This window comes from Weizmannia sp. FSL W8-1119, assembly GCF_038008605.1.
GTDB classification, from domain to species: domain Bacteria; phylum Bacillota; class Bacilli; order Bacillales; family Bacillaceae_C; genus Weizmannia; species Weizmannia coagulans.
The window spans coordinates 775,864-799,170 of the sequence record NZ_JBBOZL010000001.1; the positions used below are offsets into that span (position 1 = coordinate 775,864).

A 23,307-nucleotide genomic window follows, 5' to 3' on the forward strand; every position below is an offset into this window, starting at 1 on the left:
ACTGGAATTCAGGCCGGGATGTGGCTGAGTTTATATTTTTTTACGTAGAGGGCAGGAATTTCCAGATAAAAGTATCTTTGATATTTTTAATATGGCTTTTGCATGTTTACTATTTTTCTCAATAGGCAACAGAGAGGCAATGTATCTTTCATATTATATAGTTGGAAATTTTGTCTTCACTAATAGGAGTGTAAAGTATGAGTAATAATTTGCCGATGCTAACAATTGTGGTTCCTTGTTATAACGAAGAGCTTGTACTTGAGAAAACAACACAAGAATTAACAAGAGTATTGGATAAATTAGTTGTAAAAAACAAAATAAGCAGTAAAAGTATGATTTTTTATGTTGATGATGGAAGCAAGGATAGCACTTGGGAGATTATTGAAAAATTGACGGATATAAATTCTTACGTACAAGGGTTAAAGTTAAGCCGAAATTTCGGCCACCAGGGAGCCTTAATAGCAGGATTAGAGACAGCGAGAGATTTTTCGGATTGTGTCATTTCCATCGATGCGGATTTGCAGGATGATGTGGATGCTATCGAAATGTTTATAGACAAGTTTAATGAAGGCTATGAAATTGTATATGGAGTAAGGGATAAAAGGGACACCGACACTTTTTTCAAAAGAAATACAGCCCTTTTTTATTACAAGTTGATGGGGAAATTAGGCGTAAACCTGGTTCCGAACCATGCAGATTACAGGCTTCTGAGCAAGAGAGCTTTGGATGAGTTTGTTAAGTATCAGGAAGAGAATATTTTTATCAGAGGTATCATACCACTTTTAGGGTTTAAGTCGGCAAAGGTTTACTATGATCGTAAAGAAAGATTTGCAGGAGAGTCAAAATATCCATTAAAAAAGATGCTGGCATTCGCATTTGACGGGATTACATCCTTCAGTATCGCACCTGTGCGTTTTGTCACGTTTCTCGGGTTTGTTCTTGTATTTGTTGGGATAGTGATTGCAATTTATACATTATGCGCAAAGATTTTTTCTTATACCATTAGCGGATGGACTTCTCTTATGCTATCTGTCTGGCTTGTTGGAGGTGTCCAACTGCTTGCGATCGGGATTATTGGGGAATATATTGGGAAAATATTCAAGGAAACAAAAAGACGTCCAAGATATACGATTGAAAAAAATACGTATAAAGAAAGGCAAGTAGGAACTTCATATCCGGTCCATCATTGAATTTATTTTTTTAATTTGCGCTTGTCCATTTTTATTCCTCCGCTGGTGCCGCGTTCGTTGCGGTATGGATTTCTAATGAATGATTTAAAAATATATGATGGCGTCCATGCTAAAAATACAGCGCTTAATTAGGGCTTGCTGAATAAGCAAAAGTCCTAGACTTGGTAAGGATACTGACAGCTTTGGCCGAACTTTAAATGCAAGGGTTTTATAAAAAATGCAGGAAAAACTTTGCACTCTAAAGCTGATTCAACATACAGAGAGGACAGAATAAAGCATTTTCGCAGATGCATTCTCCTATGATATTGAGGTAGAGCTTGCTGACAAATCAGATACAAGCCATAATCGGATTCGTTCAGCAAGCCCTAATTAGCCATGTTTCTGTGGAAATTTTATGCATGATAGAGACTTTGAAATACGTAGCGCTGTTTGTTTGCTTTTTGGTTATGCTGGTAATCAAGAAATTGCTGCCAAAAAAACAGATTATGTTTGAAAGCTTTCTGGGCGGTATAGGAATAGGAATCTATCAAGGTGCATCATTCGGGATGTTATAATCGTGCCGGGTCAACAGACTGATGCCTTTATTTCCCCCTTGAAAAGGGAACTTACATTTGTTACTCGTAAGTGCATGTTTATAAAAAAATAATTACCATGTTGCATGAAGGGGCTCGTACTTTATGAAAAGGGAGATTGCGTTTAAAAGAGAAAAATTCTCACTTTATATAGCAGTTTTTTTATTTTTATATGCTTTTGTGCTTATGTTGTTTTTTACTGAGTCTTCCCCTCTTTTTGCGATCAATGAATGGGTAGATGCCAACGCATTTTTTACGGTCGGGAAAGGGATGGCAAACGGGCTGGTGCCGTATCGTGATCTTTTTGAACAAAAAGGCCCTTTATTATACGCTCTGCATGCTATAGCTTACACCATTTCACCCAAAACTTTTTTAGGTGTATATTGTTTGGAAAGCGCCGCAATGTTTATCAATTTGATATTTATCCAAAAAATTTCAAATCTATATTTAAAACGGCTTCCATCTATGCTGGTTGCAGTAATTTTTCCGATTTTTTTCCTCAACTCTAACTCTTTTCGTTTTGGGGATAGCGCAGAAGAGTTTGCAACCCCATTTTTAATTATCTTTTTCTATCTTGTGCTAAATCATTTGAAAAAAGAATCGGATTTTACGTTTTCATGGTTGGTTTATTTAATCAACGGTTTCATGGCAGGGTGTGTTTTTTGGATAAAGTTTACCTTGTTAGGAGCCTGGATTGGCTTTTATTTTGCTTTGTTCATTATTTTTACCGTGCAAAAGAAATGGAAGGATGAAGTACGGGCTGTATTATTCACAATCACAGGGCTATTCCTATCTTGTGTCCCGTGGCTTTGCTATTTTGGGTTACATCACGCAATCTCAGATTTAATCAATGTTTATTTAAAATTCAACCTTTTTATGTATTCGTCTCAATTGTCTTTTATTGGAAAGTTAATTAACTGTGCAGTATTATTTGGGGAGTTTTTTAACCGAAATTGGGAAATGAAACTTATTATGATGATTGGAATTATTGACTTTTTGTTTACCCGCAAATTTTTTGTTAACAAAATGCAAAAATATTTGCTGACAAGCATGATTTCATTTCTTATTTTAGGGGTGTATATTGGCGGAAGGAGCTATCCTTATTATTATTTAATCATCGTTCCGGTAATCATGTTTGGGCTGATATCAATCGGTTATTATTTACAATCCGCCTATGAAAAGTCAGATTTTGATATTTTGAATCATGTCAATTGGGATGTAGTATTTGCGACTGCTTTTTTGTCTCTGGTCCTGTGTTTTGGATATAATTCAAATATTAAAGAATCCAAGTTCTTTGTTCGTTTCCCGCCGGCCCAGCAGACCTTTGCGAAAGTGATCAATCAAACGCCTAATCCAACCCTGCTTAATTATGGGGCTTTGGACGGCGGCTTTTACTTGGCAGCAAACATAGTTCCCAATGTGAAATATTTTGAAAAGCAGAATATAGACCCGAAAATTTATCCGGAAAACATGCAAGCACAAAATCGTTATATTATGGAAAAAAAGGTGAAGTTTGTGGTCATAAGGAAATCGCGTTTGAATTTAAGGCCCCTCCATGTTCCATATTTGGAGCAAAACTACAGATTGATCAAAAAGCAATTCCAAATTGTAGAGGGCAAACCATATGATTATCTGCTTTATAAACAAAAAAGCAAATAATCCCCTTTTTTGAACGAATGGTTGTAAAACGGGGTGCCCGGCTGGAAAAATAACGTTGTTGCAGAGTGGATGGCATTTCGATTATAATTACGGATGGATTGTGCATTTCATCCGATCCGATCTTTTGTGAAAATTTTATTTATCTTAAAAGAATATAATATATCCCTCATTCGGAAAGATACAATACAGAAAGAGGTTTTTTATTCTATGGATGCGCCAAAAATCAGTGTAATAGTTCCAATTTACAATGTACAGCAATATCTGGAAGAATGTTTAGACTCCCTCGTTCAACAAACTTTTACGGACATTGAAGTCATCATGGTGAATGATGGTTCGACAGATAACAGTGGAAAAATTATGCACCGCTATGCTGAACAATATAATAATTTTTTTGCGTACGATAAACCCAACGGCGGTTTAGGACAAGCACGCAATTATGGAGTTGAGCATTCGCGAGGGGAATATATTGCTTTTGTTGATTCAGATGATGTAGTGGACAAAGAAGCCTATGAAAAAATGTACAAAACCGTTAAACAGACGGGTTCTGACATGGCCATAGGAAATGTAATGCGATTTAATTCCCAAAAACGATATGCTTCCTCACTGCACCAGAAGGTTTTCTTTAAAACAAAGTTAAAAGCTCATATTACCAGGGATCACGAACTGATATATGATACAACAGCTTGGAACAAATTATACCGAAGATCATTTTGGATGAACAATAATTTTAAATTTCCAGAGGGAATGCTTTATGAAGATATTCCCGTTACGTTCCCCGCTCACTATTTAGCGAATTCTGTTGATGTTTTGGATGATATTATTTACTACTGGAGATCAAGGGATCTGGGAGATCAGTCTATTACACAGAGCAGGACGGATATAAACAATTTAATTGACCGATTCAAGGCAGTGGAGATGCTCAACCAATTTTTTGAAGAAAACCATATAGAAGGAGAACTGAAAGAAGAAAAGGACTTTAAAATCCTAAACATTGATTTGAAAGTTTATTTAAATAAACTGACTGAGGCTGACGACACATTTATCTCAAAATATATAGATGAAGTCTCACGCTATTTGGAGACTGTGCATGAAATCAGTATAAGCAAATTATGGCCTGTAGACCGGATGAAATATTATTTTGTGAAACAGAAGGATGTCCACAAACTTTTAGATTTACTAAAACTTCAGCAAAATGGTGAATTAAAAAAATGTAAATTAATAAAAAAGAACGGGCACTATTATATAAACTATCCTTACAAAGATTTAGTTCCTGAGTCTTATTTGTTAATTGATGATAATCTTAAAGTGAAACGAAGAACGGTCAAGGCACAATGGGAAGAAATGACATTAAAAATTAAAGGGTACTGTTTTATCGAAAAAATGGATATCCCGCGCAAAAAAGATGTTACAATGGAATTCTTTTTATGCAATGAGGAAACGGATGATCGTTTACCTATTCAGGACACAAAAATTTTTAAACGCCCTAACAGTACCTATAAATTCGGTGTTCCTGCCAATCAAAAATTTCGTCCTCTAAAAAGAGTGTTTAACTATGACTGGTCTGGGTTTGAATTATCTATCAATTTTAATGTAGCGCCTTTTAATGATCTGCCCGAAGGCCAATATTATGTGCAAACGATTTTAACTGCTGGCGGTATTAGAAGAGAATTCCGGGTTGGTTCGCCAGCAAAGGGTAAAAACCCAAGACCAAGGTATACAAATAATGAAACCACAATGATGTACGCCCATTATAATGGGGCTTGGGATTTTATTATCCACAAGGAAAAAATAGAATACCAGGTGACAGACGTTAGAGTAGATAATCGGCTCATTCATTTAACTTGTATGGCTGATGGAGTGAAACCAGACGAGCTTATACTAAGAAACATGCGGACTGGAGAAAGGCAAAATTATCCGGTTTATTTTGAGCAAGGTAAATTCACATGCAGTATTCCTGTGGAAGCATTACAAGCTGAAGAAAATTATGGCCATAAGTGGAAGGCGCTCATTTTAACCGGAGATTCGGAGCGGCCATTATTAATAATGAAAGAAAACGTATTTGAACCAATGGACCTTGGATTTGCAGAGTTAAAAACACACGCAAATCATGACGGCTCCTTTACCCTTTCAGCGCGGGAATATGGGGGACATTTACAGGAAATCACGCTATCGGAAGGTCACGTCTCATTATCCATTGCCCCACCTATCCATTGGAAGGAACCCGTAAGTGACATTAAAATCCAGTTTGCATCCAAAGATAACAGTGAACGCCATAATTTCATTGCCAGATGGAGCCAAAATGAAGAGAACACTCCTTCACTACAAGTTGATATTGACCTGTTAAAAGACTTTAATGAAAAAACTTTTATTCATGATAAGTTTGATTTGAAAATCGTTCAGGATAAGCCACTGCCCGAGCAATTCGTCATTTACACAGATAATGTTAAAAAAACTGAATCCGCAACAATTGATCGTAAGGTTTATCAGTTTAATACGGATAGTACGCTAAGTTTGAGTATTAAACCGACATGGAGTTGGTTTGATAAGGGAGCGCTTCGTAGAGAAGCACTTCGGACTATATTTTATCCGCTCGCAAGACTCTTGCCTTTGAAAAAGAAAACCATTATATTTGAAAGTTATTGGGGTAAAAATTACGAATGTAATCCAAGAGCATTATATGAATATATCGACAAACATTATCCGGAATTTGAGACCGTATGGAGTCTAAAAAATCCTCTGACGCATATAGAAGGAAAAGGGAAAAAGGTCCGAATGCATTCTTTAAAATATTTCTATTACATGGCAAGGGCCAAGTATTTTGTAAACAATGTTAACTTTCCTGATTTTTACCAAAAACGAAAAGGTGCAGTAGAATTGCAGACTATGCATGGAACGCCATTAAAAACTTTGGGTCTCGATGCACCAGGAGAAATAAAACCTGGGAAGAACATGGAAAAATTTTTAGAGAAAAACAGGAGATGGGATTATTTATGTGTTCCAAGTGACTATGTAGCCAATATCGCTGAAAAAGCCTTTGCACACCGTGCCAAAGTGTTAAATTCCGGATATCCGAGAAATGATAAGCTGTTTAATGAGAATACGCCGGAAAGAATTAATGAGATAAAAAGCACGCTTGGGATACCTTCAGACAAAAAAGTCATCTTCTATGCACCAACCTGGAGGGTTCGAAATAAATTTAAATTGGAATTGGATATTTTGCGGCTTAAAGAACAACTGAGCAAAGAATACATTCTTCTGGTAAAATTCCATCATTATGTGGCAAACGCAGTAAATTTACCTGACGAGGAAGAAGTTAAGGGTTTCTTGTACGATCTGTCTAGTTATAATGATATACGCGATCTGTATTTAATATCCGATGTGTTAATTACAGATTATTCTTCTGTTATGTTTGATTATGCGATTTTAGACCGGCCAATGATCTTTTTCACATATGACCTGGAGATGTATCGAGACAACCTGAGAGGTATGTATTTCGACTTAATTGAAAAGGCGCCTGGACCCGTATGTTTAACAAATGATGAATTAATTGATGAAATTCTAAATTTGAAGGAATTCCGATCGAAATACGGGGAAAAACTTGATACATTTAGAAAAATGTTTAATCAGTACGATAAAGGAAACGCAAGCGAGCAAATATTTAATGTAATGTTTAAATCATAAATCATGTTAAATGCCCGGGTAATGATATCTTAATCCGGGCTATTTTTCTGTATAAATTTTTATTTGAAAAGGATTTAATGGATACTTTTTTGATGAATCCCCATTAATTTTCACGTACGTTTGGAAATAAATATGTATATGGTATAAAATTTTAAGGGGAGCTTTGTTCTATTTGCAGTAGAAGATCTCTTTGAAGGGAGACATCGTCAGTTGAACAAAAACGATTTAAAACGAGGATTAAGGTTTATAGCAGGGCCAATCATACGATATCTCATTAAAGATAACCACCGGCGTGCCAATCAATATGCAAAATTTTATGACCGGTTGCAGATAAAACCAAACACCATTCTTTACGAAAGCCGCGACGGAAAAAGTATGACAGACAGCCCTTATGCGATTTTTAAATATATGGTTGACAATCCCGCTTATCAACATTACAACCATATTTGGTCAATCCAGGATTTTCAATCGCTCCAGCCGGTTATAGACAAATACAAAAAATATCCAAACGTTAAATTTGTGCAGCGTAATTCCAGGGAATATTTAAAGGAATTGGCCTCATGTGCGTATTTAATTAATAATTCAACATTCCAATCTTTTTACGCTCCGAAAAAAGGTCAGGTTTATATCAATACGTGGCACGGCACGCCATTGAAAAGCATGGGCTTTGACATTCCGGGCAATCCGGCCCAGTCGCAAAACGTGCTAAGAAATTTCCTGAGTGCCGACTATTTGTTGAGCCCGAATGAACATACGACCAAAATGTATCTGGACAGTTATAAGCTTGAAGGGCTGTATGACGGAAAAATTATCGAAGAAGGGTACCCGAGAATTGATTTAACCTTCCATACAAATCCGGATACCATAAAAAATGCGTTAAAAGACGCCGGATTAACCGTTGATTTCAATAAAAAGAACCTCCTTTACGCGCCGACGTGGAAAGGAAAAAGTGTTTCAAAGGCCAATAACGATGTGATGCAAATCATCTCTGACATGGACAGAGTCGAAAAAGAGGCAGGAAATGAATACAACGTTTTCGTAAAAGTCCATCCGTTTTTGTATACGCAGGCAGCCAAATATCCTGAATTGCAAAGCCGGCTTGTTCCTGACTATATGGACACGAATGAACTGCTTGCTGCAACAGATCTTTTAATCACGGATTACTCAAGTATCTTTTTCGATTACCTGATCACAGGAAAACCCATATTATTTTATACATGGGATTATGATGTATACAGCGAGGAAAGAGGACAATATCTCAAAAATGAAGATTTGCCCGGCCCGCTCTTGTTTAGCGTCGAGCAATTGATTGAGGCCATTCAAAACATCGAAACGGTATCCCAAAAATATGCTTCAAATTACCAAAACCTCAGGAGCCGTTTTACCAACCATGAAGACGGAAAAGTGACGGAAAGGATTGTACAGTATATTTTCGACCAAGCTCCTTTGCCTCTTCATATTGTCAATGCAGTGCCGGTTAAAAAGGAACGGATACTGATTTATCCGGGGGGCATGCGGAATAACGGGATTACTACCTCCTTCCTAAACTTAATGAACAATATTGATTTTGAAAAATACGATGTCAGCTGTTTTACCGGTGAGCCAAAATCAAAAGAAGTTCTGAACAATATTTACAAAATCAATCAAAATGTACGCATGATCTTTAAACCGGGCGTACCGCTTTACCGTATATTCGAAGTATACCGTGATAGATATACATATAACCGGGGCGTACGTGGGAATCTCGGAAAAAAGATTTTTCCGGAGCGTGCTTATATCAGGGAACATACGAGATTGTTTGGCAACAGCCATTTTGATTATATTATCGATTTCAGTGGATACAGTTATTATTGGGCAAAGTATCTGGTCGTTGCGGATGCGAAAAGAAAAATTTGCTTTATGCATAACGACCTGCTTTCAGATAGTGAACGTGAAATCAACGGGAAACACCCGCACAGAATCAACCTGAGAGGCTTGTTCACGCTGTACTACAGATTTGATAAGCTGGTCAGCGTCTCCAAAGGAACAATGGAAGTCAACCGGAAAAATTTAAGCCGGTATGCAAATGATGATCAATTTGATTACGTCCTGAATTCCATTAATCCGGACAGAATTCTTTATGCAGAAGAAGAAAAATCGGATGAGCCTAAAATTACCAAGTTTATGGCACGGGCGCTCCTCAGCAATGTAAATGATTATCCGGTTTGGCGGGTGCTCCCTTCCATTGAAGGCGCAACACAAGTATCTTTGTCCAATGATATGGCGGATGCCGAGGTTTTGATTACAGCCAAATCAACAGTAAAACACGCATTATATTACCGCTTCCATTACGAAGGCAAAGAAATTGGCTGGATTCATGAAAAAGCAGTGGCCCTTCTTCCGGATAGTGTTGTCACATCGGAAAAGGTAGATAAGCTGGCAAAGATTGTTAAAACAAGAGGAAATGCTATATGGAGCAAACCTTTTAATCTGCCTGGAACAAGAAAGATCTCGTTGAGTTCCGACTTTAAAAACTGTATTGTAGCTGTTGATCAGGCAGTACAAACACAGCATTCAACTTATTACCGGTTCTCTGTAAAGAAAGAAGCCATTGGCTGGATTGACAAAAGAGCACTTGGATTTTACAGCAGCTGTACGATTGAATCGAATACGGGAATTTTCAGCAAGCTCAAGATATTTGTTTTACGAAAGCTGATTCAAACGTTAAATTACAGTAAAAGAGAATTTTTAAACCATCTTGACGGCCGGACACGCAGGCTAATTGACCTCCGCAAGCCTAAATATTATAAAGTGGCCGTTTCAGCGAATGAACCGATATGGGACAAGCCGTATCCGAATTATAAGGCCAGGATGATAGAAGAAGTTTCAAACTATAAAGATGCGATTGTCACTGTAAAGAAATTGGCAAAAACAAAACAGGGCGTTTACGCGCTCATTTATTTAAAAAACAATAAAATCGGCTGGATTCATACAAGCGCATTAAGCCCGTTGAAACGCTCAACTGTCGTCTCTGACATTGAAGTTTTAAAAATCGCCAGGGTATTGCCGGATGAGAAAAATGCGGTGATCTGGTCCAAACCATATGGGATGGAAGGTGCAGAAAAGAAAGGTCTTCCCAATATGCTGCAGGGAGATGCAACCTTTACAATAGACAGGGAAGTGACCACCCCGTCCGGGACTTATGGCCGCATTCTGCAAGCGGACGGGCCTGAAATTGGCTGGATCAACATGCGGAACGTCTTTGTAGAGCATGCTTACGGATACGAAGTAAATGGCCAGTATATCCCGGAACCGGACAGCAGCCATTACAATTTTGTCAACATGGGCAGGCTTTCTCCGGAAAAAGCGCAGGCCAATTTAATTTCAGCGTTTGCCGATTTTCATAAAAACTATCCGAAAAGCAAACTCTATATTCTCGGGCAGGGGCCTTTAGAAACCGAGTTGCAGGCGCTGATTCTGGAACTTGGCGTAAGCGATTCTGTTTTCCTAATGGGCCAGCTTGATAATCCTTTTCCTTTTATGAAAAAATGCGATTGCTTTGTCCTGTCATCACATTATGAGGGCCAGCCGATGGTGCTGCTTGAAGCGCTAACGCTCGGCATGAAAATCGTGGCAACAGATATTGTCGCAAATCGTACTGTTCTTGAAGACGGCAAATACGGGCTGCTTGTGGAAGACAGCATTAACGGGTTAAAATCAGGGTTGGAAGCCATGATCACCCGCCAGCATCCGGAATTTGAAAAATTTCATTATCAGGCGTATAACAAAGCCGCCATGGAAACATTCTACAGATGTTTGCATGAATAAGATAAAAAACCGCACTCCCTGACAACAGGGAGTGCGGTTTTTTTATGTCTGTTCCGCGCCATCCGGGCCATTTCGCAGTCAACCGGAAATGGCCATTTTTCGGGAAAACCCTTATAAGAAGTCGACAAAACTGTTTCTAAATTTGATATGCAGAGCCGCGCCAATCATAAAGACGAGGAAGGTAACAGCCCAGAAATAAATCGTGTAATGCAAATGCTCAACTAGATACCATCCCATATTTCCGAGCAATGCAGAGCGGTACCCTTCGACAATGTAGTAGTACGGGTTTAACTTTAAAATCAATTCAATCGGGCCATGCAATCTTGCGGATGGGTCCCAAAGAACAGGCAAAATATAAATCATCATCCGCATAATCGCCTGTACAATGTTTTGCACGTCCCGTACAATTGTTGCCAGCGTAGATGTAATCAAAGATAAAGAAAATGTAAATACAAACGTGCAAACCAAATAATATGGCAGTTCAAGGTAATAGACGGAAACCGGATAACCTTGAAATTGAAGGATAATGATCACAATCGCAAGTAACAGCAAGTGCTGATAAAATTTTGACATAATGACATAACTCGGAATGGCGCTTAATGGAAAATTCATTTTTGCAACCATCCGGATCCGGGAGTAAATGGAACGGGATCCTTGCAAAACAGCCGGGCTGATGAAAAACCAAATAGACGACCCTGCAAACAGCCATGGAATATAACCCGGCCGCGGATGCCCGCCTCTTAAACCAAAACCGAAAACAAACCAGTAAATCGCAAGCTGGATCATCGGGTTTATGACTTCCCAAAGGATGCCCAAATAATTATTCCTGTTTTCACTCCTTACCTCATATAAAGAAAGGCGGATAATTAAATAAAAACTGTTGATTTGCTCTTTTAAGACAGTAATGGCAGATTTCATAACTCTTTCCTTTCTGCAAATACCCTTTCAACAACGCGCCGTGCTGATTCTCCGCATTCTAAATAACAGAATTTCTGATAAAAAGCATCAAATGAATCCGGCAGTTTATATCCCGCGGCATCCATTTTCTTCACTTCATCAATCACCTGTGCGGTCGTTGTAACGAGCGGGCCCGGTGCCTCTTTTTCAAAATCAAAATAAAAACCGCGCAAATGATCCCGGTACTCTTCAATATCGTATACGAAGAAAAGCATCGGCCGTTTTAAAATGGCATAATCAAAAAATACGGATGAATAATCCGTGATCAGCATATCAGAAATTAAATAAAGTTGCGCGATATCTTCATAATTGGAAAAATCATAAGCAAAACCCTGATAAGGTGCTAAATCCAATTGTTCCGCAACCAAATAATGCATCCGTAAAATTAAGATATAATCATGGCTTAGATGATGCTGTAACTGATTTAAATCAAGTTTCAATTCAAACCGATATTTCCCGGTTTCATGAATTTGGTTATCCCGCCAGGTAGGGGCATAAAGAATCACTTTCTTATCAATCGGAAGCCCCAGTTTGCTTTTTAATGCCCCAATAGATGCACGGCTGTTTTGAACGGCTAAAATATCATTGCGCGGATATCCGGTTTCAAGTATCGCCTGGCGGAATTGAAAAGCGCTCCGGAAAATGGCTGTTGAATAGGCATTGGGCGAAATTAAGAAATCCCACTTCCCCGCCTCTTTCAAAAAATCTTTTTTATACTGTTCAGCCGTAGTTCCCGGAATATGCACTTCTTCCATATCATTTGCAAGTTTTTTCAAAGGCGTCCCGTGCCATGTTTGAAGATAAACGGTATGTTTCGGCTTCGGAATCCATAAAGGCATCCGGCTGTTGGTCACCCAGTAACGGGCCCTAGCCATCATATATACCCAGTAAGGAGACAGCCTTTTAATATAGCGGACGTCTTTATTTTGAAAGTTATGTAAGAAGTTTTTGTGTGCGCTCCAGTAACAAGTATAGCCCGGGTAATGCGCTTTGATATATTCATATATCGCCCGTGGATTATCGCTGTACTGCTTGCCCTGAAAGCTCTCAAACATAATCACGTTCTTTTTGGCGGGCAATTTCCCGATCACCAGCATGGCCAGAAAGTAAATTTGCTGTGCGATGTTTTTCAAAGTCTTTTTCATACGTAAACTCCTCACAAAAACACGGCCAATTGAACACAATACACGTCTCATACGGGCATTCAACATTTATCCCGACACTTCCTCATTATATGTCTAAATAGGACAGAATTCAAACCTTTGTTTTAGACTGTTTATGTTGTTTTTTTCATTATTGAAAATTAAATCAAGGTACTATTGTTATTGGAAATTAAAGACTGCAATTGATTTATCAAGTATGACTATAATATGAATGTTAAACAAAGTAAATTTCTATGGTTACTCTTGAAACTTTTACTTCTTCAAGCCGTATTCATATAGAGATTGTAATCCGAAAAAGGAGGCTCCCATGGAAAACAAACGAAAACGGATTTTGGATATGGTGAAGGATGGGAAATTGTCGACGGATGAGGCGCTGACGCTGTTGGAGGCTTTGGACCGGGAAGAGGCGGGACAAATGGCGCTGAAAGAGGATCCGGCAGAAAACGGGGAACAGGCTGCAAACGGCGGCAACGGAGAGGCTGGCAGCGATACGGGGCAGAAAAAGTTCCGCGATACAGACCGGAATTTTAATGAAACGAAAGAAAAGCTGTTTGATCTTGTCGGTGGCGCGCTGAAAAAAATAAAGGACTTTGATCTTCAGCTGGGCCAGTCTGCCGAAGTCTCCCATGTCTTCCAGCAAAGCCTGCCGGAAACCGATATGATTGAATTGGATATCGCAAACGGGTATTTAACGTTTAAACAATGGGATCAGGAAGATGTGCGGATAGAATGCCAGGCAAAAGTGTACCGCACCAATGACAGGGAAGATGCCCGCAGTTTTCTGCTGAACAATAGCACGTTTTCGGTGGAGGGCGGCAGGCTTGTGTTTTCTACGCAATCCAAATGGATGAAAGTGGATACATCCGTTTACGTCCCGGCGTCCCGCTACCGGAAAATCACGTTGAGCACTTTCAATGGAAACGTCCAGGTGAAGGACATTCAGGCAGACCAGTTAAAAGTGAAAACACTCCACGGAAAAGTACTGGTGGAACATGCCGATTTGGAAACGGCGGAAGTCGAAACGGGAAACGGCACCATTGATTTTGACGGAAATACAATCGGGCAGGTTGAAGCACAGACGATGAACGGGGATATCCGGTGGAACGGTGCTTGCAGGCGGTCAGACTTTGAAGCCTTTAACGGCAATATTACGGTAAAAACGGCTCCGGGCGCCGATTCATTGCATAGCAAGACCGTCTCCGGAAACATTGAAATGACCATCCCGGAAAACATCTCCGTACACGGGGAAGGAAAAACCAACTTCGGCAACTTTGCGATTGACCTTCAAGGCATGGAAAAATATGAAGAACGAAAAGAAATGATTCAGAAAGTGGCCAGATTTAGCAGAAAAGGGACCACCGAGCCCGCATTATATATTTTTGCCGACGCGAAAACGGGGTCCATCACGATTAACGAACAAAAGGCGGAGAAAGAAGAAAGCCCGGAAGCATAATCGCATTTTTGCCGGGGGAGCAGAAATTTCGCGAAAAAAAGATGCGTGCCTGCTGTGCTGCTGGCATCAGCAGCTGTGTCGTTATATACTGTAAAAAGAACCACACAGAAAAGGTTTGATGATCATGCGCTGGTTACTTGGAGTCTTGATCAATGCTGTATTATTTATTGCCCTTTCCGGCTATTTTCATGGCTTTTATGTCGAAAATATCGGGGCTGCCGTCATGTCAAGTCTCGTCTTGTCCATTTTAAATATTCTGGTACGGCCAATCCTGATTTTGCTTACATTGCCGATCACGATTCTGACCTTGGGCATCTTTTTGCTCGTCATCAACGCGATTACGCTTGTGCTGACGGATGAACTGATGGGCGCAAGTTTTGAAATTGACAGCTTCGGCATGGCTTTTATCGTAGCGGTCATCATGGCGGTCGTAAACTTGATTTTACAGAAAACCGTATTCCGAAAATAAGATACGCGGCGGCCCGACACCGGAGCTTTGAAAAAACGGCGGCGAATACCCGCCGTTTTTTCATGCCATGGCCCGATAGGCTAAATCATTTTCAAGCAGCCAAACTATTTTTACAATGAAAACGCACCGCCCGGCATTTATTTCAAAGGACTTAAGCATGAAGCATCCATCTTTTTACAACAGGGTGGCGATTTTTCGTTCATTTATAGCGTCCGCCCTTTTGGAAGAGGAGAAAAGCAGCATCCGCTCTAATTTGCCATGCAGGCCCTGAACCGCTTTAACGCAGTTTATACGGCATGGGATGATTTTTGGTTGAAAAGGGTGGAACGGGCCCTTTGGGAAATGATAAAATAATAAGAAGCCTTTGAATCATCAACAAGCCGTTCTGGTGGTTTTCATCCGGACTTAACAGGAGGAATTACAGTGGCAAAGGTGCGCGTAGCAGATATTATTGAACATTTTAATCTGGAATTGATCAGTGGGGAAGAGGGCATCCACCGCCCGATTACCACAAGCGATATTTCACGGCCGGGGCTCGAGATGACGGGATTTTTCGATTATTACCCGGCCGACCGGATCCAGCTGCTCGGGATGACGGAAATCACATTCAGCAACAGGCTCTCGCCGGAAGAACGGAAAAGCAGGATGGACAACTTATGCAGCGATATTACACCGGGCATCGTGATATCACGTAATTTGGAAGTGCCGGGTGAATTAATAGAAGCTTCCGAAGAAAAATCGGTCCCTGTGATGCGGACGCCGATGAAAACAACCCGGTTTTCAAGCCGCTTAACCAATTATTTGGAATTTAAGCTCGCCCCGGCAACAGCCATCCACGGTGTGCTTGTGGATGTGTACGGGGTCGGCGTTCTGATTACCGGCAAAAGCGGTGTCGGCAAAAGCGAAACAGCGCTTGAACTTGTCAAAAGGGGGCACCGCCTTGTCGCGGATGACTGCGTGGAGATTGTCCAGGAAGAAGAAGGGTCTCTGATCGGGCATGCGCCGGAATTGATCGAGCACTTGCTTGAAATCCGCGGCCTTGGCATTATCAATGTCATGACGTTGTTTGGCGCTGGCGCGGTCCGCAGCCATAAAAAAATTACCATGATCGCCAATCTTGAGTTATGGGACGAGCATAAGCAATATGACCGGCTCGGGTTGGATGAGGAAAAAGTCAAAATCCTTGATACCGAAATTACAAAGATGACGGTACCGGTACGGCCGGGGCGGAACCTCGCCATCATCATCGAAGTGGCGGCGATGAATTACCGCCTGAAAAATATGGGCGTCAATGCGGCGCGGCAATTCACGGCCAAGCTCGCAAACGTCATTGAAGAACACGAACAGGGAACAGAAGAAGAAAAGAACGAACCGTAAAAATGGCCGGCTGTATTTTAGGCTGGCCTTTACGGCGCGGAAAAAAAGGAGTGGTTGTGGAAAATGGATTCGAATATAACCCCGCTCGATCCGATTGCATTTCATTTAGGCGGGTTTAGTGTGCACTGGTACGGAATCATTATCGGCTGCGGCATTCTTTTGGGCCTTGCCCTCGCGATGCGGGAAGCTGACCGGCTTTCGGTTGACCAAAATATCATTGCCGATTTATGCATATGGGCGATTCCGGTTTCAATTATTTGCGCCCGTATTTACTATGTCCTGTTTGAATGGAAATATTATGCACAACATACAAGTGAAATCATTAAAATCTGGAATGGCGGCATTGCCATTCACGGCGCGCTGATCGGGGCGGTCGCCACCGCGATTCTTTTTACACGTGCAAAGGGTGTTTCTTTCTGGAAAATTGCAGATATCGTTGCGCCAAGCCTGATTTTAGGGCAGGCGATCGGGCGCTGGGGCAATTTTATGAATCAGGAGGCGCACGGCCGGGCTGTGTCCAGGGCTTTTCTCGAAAACTTGCATCTCCCGGACTGGATCATCAATCAAATGTACATAAACGGCACTTATTACCAGCCAACATTTTTATACGAATCACTTTGGGATCTTGCAGGTTTCGTTTTTTTGCTTTTGTTGAGAAGGCGGGCGGCGATGCACAGGGGCGAGATTTTCCTGACCTATCTTATCTGGTACTCGATCGGCCGGTTCTTTATCGAAGGCTTGCGGACGGACAGCCTGATGTTGACCGCGCATATCCGCATGGCGCAGGTTGTATCTTTCATACTGATTGTTTGCGCGCTCATTCTCTGGTTTTACCGCAGAAAAACAGGCTTATCGGCCAAACGATATGACGAGCAGTGAAGAGGATTGATTTTTCCGGATAGTTCAGCCCGTTGCTGGCAGAAAAACGGGCTTGACAGCCAAACGTTTTATGAGCCTTGAAAAGAAAGAGGGAAGCAGATTGAAAAACCGGATTACGACATTGCTGTTTGACTTTGACGGTACTTTAATTGACACAAACGAATTGATTATCCAATCCTTTTTATATACGCTCAATGCGTACTATCCGGGCCGTTATAGCCGCGGGGACGTGCTCATTTTTAACGGCCCGCCTTTAATCGACACGTTTGCGTCGATCGATCCGGAACGGGCGGAGGAAATGACTGCCAAATACCGGGCGTATAATATTCAGCAGCATGATGCGCTTGTCAAGGAATTTCCGGGCGTATATGACACGATTAAAATGCTTAAGGAACACCGCTTTAAACTCGGGATTGTTTCAACAAAAATGAAGGGCACCATCATGAAAGGGCTGAAACTTGCAAAATTGGAACCGTTTTTTGACGTGGTGGTGGCGCTTGATGATGTCAAAAAGGCCAAACCGGATCCGGAGCCTGTCCAAAAAGCGCTCCGCCTTCTCGGTTCGAAGCCGGAAGAAGCGATCATGATCGGAGATAATTACCATGATATCGAAGCGGGGAAAAATGCCGGCACCTTGTCGGCCGGTGTCGCATGGTCGGCAAAAGGGCGCGCTTTTCTTGAGCAATACAACCCGGATTTTATGCTCGAAACGATGCCGGATCTTGCTGAAATTGTCGGGGTCCATGTAAAATGAGAAATACAAAGCGGTATCCGGTTAAAGGATCGAATGCCCTTTGGCAAATTTATAAAACCGTTTCGTTCTGGAAAGTTTTTAAAAATGTGCTTGTCATTGAAATCGCGCGTTTTCTTCCGTTTTTGCGCCTCAAAAATCAAATGTACCGCACCTTTTTGCACATGGAAGTCGGGGACAAGACGGCTTTTGCCTACAAAGCGCTTGTCGATATTCTGTTCCCGGAGATGATCACAGTCGGCAAAAACTGCGTGATCGGCTATCATACGACCATTCTCGCGCATGAATATTTGATTGATGAATACCGGATTGGTGAAGTGGTAATTGGCGATGATGTGATGATTGGCGCGAACACGACCATCCTTCCCGGCGTAACGATCGGAGACGGGGCGGTGGTGGCCGCCGGTTCTGTCGTCCATAAAGATGTGCCGTCCGGTTCCTTTGCCTGCGGGAACCCGCTTCAAATCAGGCATAAAAGCAGCGAAAAGAACGGCCCGGAACAAACAAAACTGTAAAAAAGGGAAGAATTACTTCATCCCAAAAGGTTAAAGGCTTCCCGATTGTATGTTATACTACAAGAAATAATGAATGTTACTTGTTTGTGAGGGAACAACATGAGCAAAGATTCCAAATTAAGGCAGGAGCATGGCAATGTGCTGCCTTTTATACCGACGGGAGAATACTATTTTAATAAAGGTGTCCAGGCTTATGACCGCCGGGATATCAAAAAAGCATTGAAATATATGCAGCGCGCTGCCCAGCTTGACCCGTACGATCCGGTCATCGCCTGCCAGCTTGCGATCATTTATACCTATTGCGAAGAATATCGAAAGGCAATTGACATTTTTCGCCATATCCTGGCAAAACTTGATCCCGGCATGGTCGAATGCCATTATTTTATTGCCAATAATTATGCGGACCTCGGGCTTTTTGATGAAGCTTTATACAATGCACGGAAATATCTTGAACTGGACCCGTTTGGCGAGTACAGGGAGGAAGCGGAAGAACTCATTTATATACTGAACGCCGAAAAAGAGGATGAAACGGGTTCTTTTTCGTATGAACAGGACGAACTCATGGCAAGGCAGGAGGAAGCCAGGCAGTATCTCGAAGCGGGGCATTTCGAAATGGCGCTTTCGGAGCTGAACAAATTGATCAAGAAATATCCTGATTTTTGGTCTGCCTACAACAACATGGCACTTGCGTATTTTTACCTTGGCCAGACGGAAAAAGCGGTTGCGGTGCTGATGGATTTGCTCGAAAAGAACCCCGGCAATCTTCATGCGCTTTGCAATTTAGCGGTCTTTTACTACCATAAACACGATGACGAAAAGCTGGAACAGATTGTACGCGGCCTTGAAAAAGTCCGGCCAGTGTTACTGGACCATCAATATAAACTTGGCGCCACATTTGCGATTGTCGGACGCTATGAAGAGGCGTACCTTTGGCTGAACCGGTTGAGAAAAGCTGGATTTGACGGGGATGCTTCGTTTTACTACTGGCTTTCGCAGGCGGCTTACCATACGGGCCGGCAACAGGCAGCAGAAGCCGCCTGGGAACAGCTCGTGGAACTGAATCCGGAGAAAAAAGGCTGCGAACCATGGAACCGGGAAATGGAAAAGAAAATGAACGAGAAAAATGTCCAATTTGTTTTGGACAGGCTGAACAGTGCGGAGTTGCCCGAGCGGTTTTTCGGGATTTTCATGATCGGGTTGTCCAGCAACCGTTCGGATATTGTCTCGCATCCGGATTTTAAGCCGCTTGATGATTTTACGCTTGCCGAAAAAATTTACCTCGCCCATGTGCTGGAATCGGATATTCGCGAGCCGTTTGACCCGGATGAGGTGTTTGTGCGCGGCCACAATATTGCATGTATTCTCCACAGCCATTACGGGCCGATGTTTCCGGGCTACACCAACTTAATGCTCGCCTGGTTTTCGATCTTTTTAACCGGCCTGAAACGCGGGGAACGGTTTCAAAATGAGGCCGGATTTGCCGCCGCTTTCGATTACTTGTGGCACCGCCAAAAAGGCGACAAAGTGTCCCAGCAGGCGATTGCAAAGGAGTACCGGATTTCCGTCTCCACGTTAAGGAAATACGCAAACCGGATCAAATCGCTCCTTTAAGCACAAGAATGGACGATAAACCAATATTCCTTTACTATAGAGAATGAAAGAAAACCCCACTGCATAAAAGAAAGTGGGGTTTTTTCGAAAAACTCGTATGGAATTGCATCTTTGTGGAACCAGGCGGCCTGCGGCTTCCCGGCCGCGGCCCTTCAATAAGGAGTGGTACAAACGATGAGTGAAGAACAAATTTATGATGTGATTATTATCGGGGCGGGGCCTGCCGGGATGACAGCTGCCGTTTACGCATCGCGGTCAAACTTGAAAACCTTGATGATCGAGCGCGGCGTTCCGGGCGGCCAGATGGTCAACACGGAAGAAGTGGAAAATTATCCGGGTTATGAATCGATTCTCGGCCCGGAGCTGTCAAATAAAATGTTTGAACATGCCAAAAAGTTTGGTGCCGAATATGCATACGGCGATATTAAAGGCATTGACACAGACGGGGATTATAAAATTGTCAAAGCGGGCACAAAAGCATACAAAGCGCTTGCTGTGATTATCGCAACGGGCGCCCAATATAAGAAACTCGGTGTTAAAGGCGAAAACGAACTGGGCGGCCGCGGCGTTTCTTATTGTGCGGTGTGCGACGGCGCTTTCTTCAAAGGAAAAGACCTCGTTGTGGTTGGCGGCGGCGACTCGGCTGTCGAAGAAGGAAATTACCTGACGCGCTTTGCCAATAAAGTGACAATTGTACACCGGCGTGATCAGCTGCGGGCGCAAAAAATCCTGCAGGACCGGGCTTTTAAAAATGAAAAAATTGACTTTATCTGGAATCATACGGTGAAAGAAATCCACGAAGAAAACGGAAAAGTCGGCTCTGTCACGCTCGTTTCGACTGTGGACGGATCGGAAAAACCATTTAAAACGGACGGCGTTTTCATTTATATTGGCATGGTGCCTTTGACCAAGCCTTTTGAAAACCTGGGCATTACCAATGAAGCCGGTTATATTGTGACGAATGAGGAAATGGAAACAAAAATTCCGGGTATTTTTGCAGCCGGTGATGTCCGCGAAAAAACGCTCCGCCAAATTGTCACGGCAACAGGAGACGGCAGCATTGCCGCACAAAACGCTCAGCATTATGTGGAAGAATTGAAAGAAGCTATGAAAGCCGGTTGAGTGCGGGATAAAAAGGCGTGCATCCCCCGGCATTTTGTCGAAACAGGGAAGTTTGAAACGTCAAGTGGTTTTAACGTGTTTGTAACCCGTATGAAATAAACTTGCGGTATGATATAAATATAAATTGACCCCCTTTTTTATATGTTTGAACCAAGAACACTTATGGCTCCGGCTATAAGCGGTTCAAAGACCCTATCTCCCAGGCACAGGAAAACCCTGTGCTCTTTTTTTTGTGCAAAACTTGCAGCCGGTGCAGGATATTGCGTTGCTTTTTCCGATTGATAATGCGCTGGTTCTTTGATACGGGAGATGAAAGACAATTAAAGGGGTGGCGTGCGCCCATTTGTCCTTCATCAGCATAATGAAAGACAGAACAAAGCGTGGCTGCCGGCTATTTGTCCTTCATTTGCCCGGTGAAAGACAAAACAAAGTTCGGGAGCCACGGCCTTTCACCCGCGTGATTTTCACGATTGGGGAAAACTTGACACATACGGGCGGGTGTATGTGTAAAATTTTACTCGAAGGGCAGATGAGTGGAAAAAAATGGGAAGACGCTCTATCATTTAAATGTACGCTTGTGGGCGAATACATTTAGAAAGAGGTCTTCCTATGGATATTATATCAATAATTGCTAGATTATTAAAGGATACAAAAAGTCTTATTGAATTTGAAGAACAAGTTAAAATTCTGATCCAGAATGCCTTTACGCAATGGGTTGGGGAAATATTTGAGACGTTAGATAAAACAATTAAGCAAAAAAAGCTGGAGGATGGCTGGGAGTACTGCCGGAGTGATAACAGAAGCATTCAGTTTTTATTTGGAAATGTGACCTTTAAACGTTCACTAATGCATGACCAGAAAGGGAATTCACATTATCCTCTGGATGAATGGTTAGGGCTTTTACCATACCAACGATACAGCCCGTTAGTGGAGTTAAAGGTGGCAGAGTTGGCAAGTGAGAACACCTATCGGGAGGTAGCTGATATTTTAAAAGAATGGACAGCAGTGAGCCTTAGTCACACAACTGTAGGGAACATGGTGAAACACGTAGGGAAAACGCAAGCTGAAGCCGACAAGGCACTTGTAGAAGAGCTAGAAATAGCTGATTCACTACCTGAGGGAAAGAAGGTAGATTACCTGTTTTCCGAAGCTGATGGTATATTCGTCCGGGGACTAGAAAAGAAACAGGGTTTGGAAGTCCACCACGCCATTCTCTATGAAGGATGGGAAACCAATGGCAAAAGAGTCTCTCTACACCATCCCGTTGTTATCATGACGACGAAATCCATCCAGACATTTTGGGATGAAGTCCAAGCTGTAGCAGCCAACACCTATTCCCTAGAAAAAGCTCGTGTCATTACAAATAGTGATGGAGGTGCGGGATACACAGCTGAAAGGTTTCAAACAGCTTTCTCACAGTCGGAATTTCCGGTGCTCAACCAGCTGGATACCTACCACGTTGCACAAGCCATCGTAAGGACATTCGGGGGCGGAAAGAGCGAGATCAAAGAGCAAATTAGAAAAGCGATTAGAACGCATGACCTGGACCAATTCACGTTATATTTGGATACGCATGAAAGCACATTGACGGATGAAAAGAGCCTTAAGAAAGTCAAGGAGTTTCGTTCGTACATCCTAAAAAACTGGGACCGCATTTTTGACTGGAGGGACAAGGTAGAGAACGTACCGGAAGGTGCGAGAGGCCTGGGGGCAATGGAATCAAATCAAAGGCATATCTCATTCAGAATGAAGAAAAGGGGGATGCATTGGAGTAAAGCTGGCGCCGAAGCCATGGTAAAGGTGAAACAGGGCATGCTTAACGGGACATTGCAGGAAACCTATCTGAAACACCGTTCAAGAAGCGCGAGAAAGCAACGGAGCTTGCAACAATCCATCAGGATGTCTCAACTATTCAAGCAGCCTGTACGCCCGTCAGTGGGCGTAAAGCACGGATCAGTTGCCCTGCATTCAAGCCGTTCATCGGCAATGGGACATTTAAGCAAAATATTAGAGCTTTCGTTTTAAGCTTGGCTCAGTGGGGACTGATCGTTGAGGCGCGCGAAATTTACGAGACTCCTGCGGGAAAAGCGAGCCAGGAGAG

General features: G+C 42.1%; 15 protein-coding genes. 13 read left to right on the top strand and 2 right to left on the bottom strand.

The annotated features are described in order from the left end of the window. The first annotated feature begins 197 nt into the window (after window positions 1-197). The 4 genes from NSQ19_RS03590 to NSQ19_RS03605 all read left to right on the top strand — a co-directional run bounded on the left by NSQ19_RS03590 (window position 198) and on the right by NSQ19_RS03605 (window position 10,909). On the top strand, window positions 198-1,190 hold the full coding sequence (locus tag NSQ19_RS03590; RefSeq protein ID WP_061575689.1) for a glycosyltransferase family 2 protein: 993 nt from the start codon (window positions 198-200) through the stop codon (window positions 1,188-1,190). 677 nt (window positions 1,191-1,867) lie between these two features. Continuing rightward, on the top strand, window positions 1,868-3,421 hold the full coding sequence (locus NSQ19_RS03595) for a hypothetical protein (RefSeq protein WP_340702400.1): 1,554 nt from the start codon (window positions 1,868-1,870) through the stop codon (window positions 3,419-3,421). 207 nt (window positions 3,422-3,628) lie between these two features. After that, on the top strand, window positions 3,629-7,102 hold the full coding sequence (locus NSQ19_RS03600; RefSeq protein WP_340702401.1) for a bifunctional glycosyltransferase/CDP-glycerol:glycerophosphate glycerophosphotransferase: 3,474 nt from the start codon (window positions 3,629-3,631) through the stop codon (window positions 7,100-7,102). Between the two features lie 210 nt (window positions 7,103-7,312). Continuing rightward, on the top strand, window positions 7,313-10,909 hold the full coding sequence (locus NSQ19_RS03605) for a CDP-glycerol glycerophosphotransferase family protein (RefSeq protein WP_340702402.1): 3,597 nt from the start codon (window positions 7,313-7,315) through the stop codon (window positions 10,907-10,909). A 111-nt stretch (window positions 10,910-11,020) separates the two neighbouring features. On the opposite strand, the gene NSQ19_RS03610 is transcribed toward NSQ19_RS03605, so the two are convergent. Both NSQ19_RS03610 and NSQ19_RS03615 read right to left on the bottom strand, forming a co-directional pair. After that, complete coding sequence (locus NSQ19_RS03610) at window positions 11,021-11,827, bottom strand: ABC transporter permease (protein ID WP_013858677.1); 807 nt, start codon at window positions 11,825-11,827, stop codon at window positions 11,021-11,023. Next, window positions 11,824-13,011 (bottom strand): CDP-glycerol glycerophosphotransferase family protein, encoded by a 1,188-nt coding sequence (locus NSQ19_RS03615; RefSeq protein ID WP_445798030.1) that lies wholly within the window; start codon window positions 13,009-13,011, stop codon window positions 11,824-11,826. Before NSQ19_RS03615 ends, NSQ19_RS03610 begins: the two co-directional genes overlap by 4 nt. Window positions 13,012-13,336: 325 nt before the next feature. On the opposite strand from NSQ19_RS03615, the gene NSQ19_RS03620 reads away from it, so the two are divergent. From NSQ19_RS03620 to NSQ19_RS03660, 9 genes are all read left to right on the top strand, one after another. Next, window positions 13,337-14,482, top strand: a complete 1,146-nt coding sequence (locus NSQ19_RS03620) for a DUF4097 family beta strand repeat-containing protein (RefSeq protein ID WP_340702403.1) — start codon at window positions 13,337-13,339, stop codon at window positions 14,480-14,482. A 124-nt stretch (window positions 14,483-14,606) separates the two neighbouring features. Further along, entirely contained in the window at window positions 14,607-14,951 is a 345-nt protein-coding gene (locus NSQ19_RS03625) for a phage holin family protein (protein WP_340702404.1), read from the top strand. Between the two features lie 423 nt (window positions 14,952-15,374). Next, on the top strand, window positions 15,375-16,328 hold the full coding sequence (gene hprK / locus NSQ19_RS03630; protein WP_340702405.1) for an HPr(Ser) kinase/phosphatase: 954 nt from the start codon (window positions 15,375-15,377) through the stop codon (window positions 16,326-16,328). A 63-nt stretch (window positions 16,329-16,391) separates the two neighbouring features. Further along, a complete protein-coding gene (gene lgt / locus NSQ19_RS03635) occupies window positions 16,392-17,207 on the top strand; it encodes a prolipoprotein diacylglyceryl transferase (RefSeq protein ID WP_013858682.1) in 816 nt (271 codons plus the stop codon). A gap of 100 nt (window positions 17,208-17,307) precedes the next feature. After that, a complete protein-coding gene (ppaX, locus tag NSQ19_RS03640) occupies window positions 17,308-17,961 on the top strand; it encodes a pyrophosphatase PpaX (RefSeq protein ID WP_019721736.1) in 654 nt (217 codons plus the stop codon). Beyond that, complete coding sequence (locus NSQ19_RS03645; protein WP_013858684.1) at window positions 17,958-18,473, top strand: acyltransferase; 516 nt, start codon at window positions 17,958-17,960, stop codon at window positions 18,471-18,473. The genes ppaX and NSQ19_RS03645 overlap by 4 nt, the downstream gene beginning before the upstream one ends. Before the next feature lie 99 nt (window positions 18,474-18,572). Continuing rightward, complete coding sequence (locus NSQ19_RS03650; protein ID WP_340702406.1) at window positions 18,573-20,084, top strand: tetratricopeptide repeat protein; 1,512 nt, start codon at window positions 18,573-18,575, stop codon at window positions 20,082-20,084. A 174-nt stretch (window positions 20,085-20,258) separates the two neighbouring features. Then, window positions 20,259-21,206 (top strand): thioredoxin-disulfide reductase, encoded by a 948-nt coding sequence (trxB, locus tag NSQ19_RS03655; RefSeq protein WP_013858686.1) that lies wholly within the window; start codon window positions 20,259-20,261, stop codon window positions 21,204-21,206. Window positions 21,207-21,815: 609 nt separating this feature from the next. Next, window positions 21,816-23,231 carry an ISLre2 family transposase gene (locus NSQ19_RS03660; RefSeq protein WP_340702407.1) on the top strand — a complete coding sequence of 472 codons (1,416 nt, stop codon included), beginning with the start codon at window positions 21,816-21,818 and terminating at the stop codon, window positions 23,229-23,231. The last annotated feature ends 76 nt before the right edge of the window (window positions 23,232-23,307 follow it).

Excerpts from the sequence above, each read along its gene's own strand:
- NSQ19_RS03590 (WP_061575689.1), top strand. The coding sequence starts at position 198 with ATGAGTAATAATTTGCCGATGCTAACAATTGTGGTTCCTTGTTATAAC.
- NSQ19_RS03595 (WP_340702400.1), top strand. The coding sequence starts at position 1,868 with ATGAAAAGGGAGATTGCGTTTAAAAGAGAAAAATTCTCACTTTATATA.
- NSQ19_RS03600 (WP_340702401.1), top strand. The coding sequence starts at position 3,629 with ATGGATGCGCCAAAAATCAGTGTAATAGTTCCAATTTACAATGTACAG.
- NSQ19_RS03610 (WP_013858677.1), bottom strand. The coding sequence starts at position 11,827 with ATGAAATCTGCCATTACTGTCTTAAAAGAGCAAATCAACAGTTTTTAT.
- NSQ19_RS03615 (WP_445798030.1), bottom strand. The coding sequence starts at position 13,011 with ATGAAAAAGACTTTGAAAAACATCGCACAGCAAATTTACTTTCTGGCC.
- NSQ19_RS03620 (WP_340702403.1), top strand. The coding sequence starts at position 13,337 with ATGGAAAACAAACGAAAACGGATTTTGGATATGGTGAAGGATGGGAAA.
- NSQ19_RS03625 (WP_340702404.1), top strand. The coding sequence starts at position 14,607 with ATGCGCTGGTTACTTGGAGTCTTGATCAATGCTGTATTATTTATTGCC.
- lgt (WP_013858682.1), top strand. The coding sequence starts at position 16,392 with ATGGATTCGAATATAACCCCGCTCGATCCGATTGCATTTCATTTAGGC.
- NSQ19_RS03645 (WP_013858684.1), top strand. The coding sequence starts at position 17,958 with ATGAGAAATACAAAGCGGTATCCGGTTAAAGGATCGAATGCCCTTTGG.
- NSQ19_RS03650 (WP_340702406.1), top strand. The coding sequence starts at position 18,573 with ATGAGCAAAGATTCCAAATTAAGGCAGGAGCATGGCAATGTGCTGCCT.
- trxB (WP_013858686.1), top strand. The coding sequence starts at position 20,259 with ATGAGTGAAGAACAAATTTATGATGTGATTATTATCGGGGCGGGGCCT.
- NSQ19_RS03660 (WP_340702407.1), top strand. The coding sequence starts at position 21,816 with ATGGATATTATATCAATAATTGCTAGATTATTAAAGGATACAAAAAGT.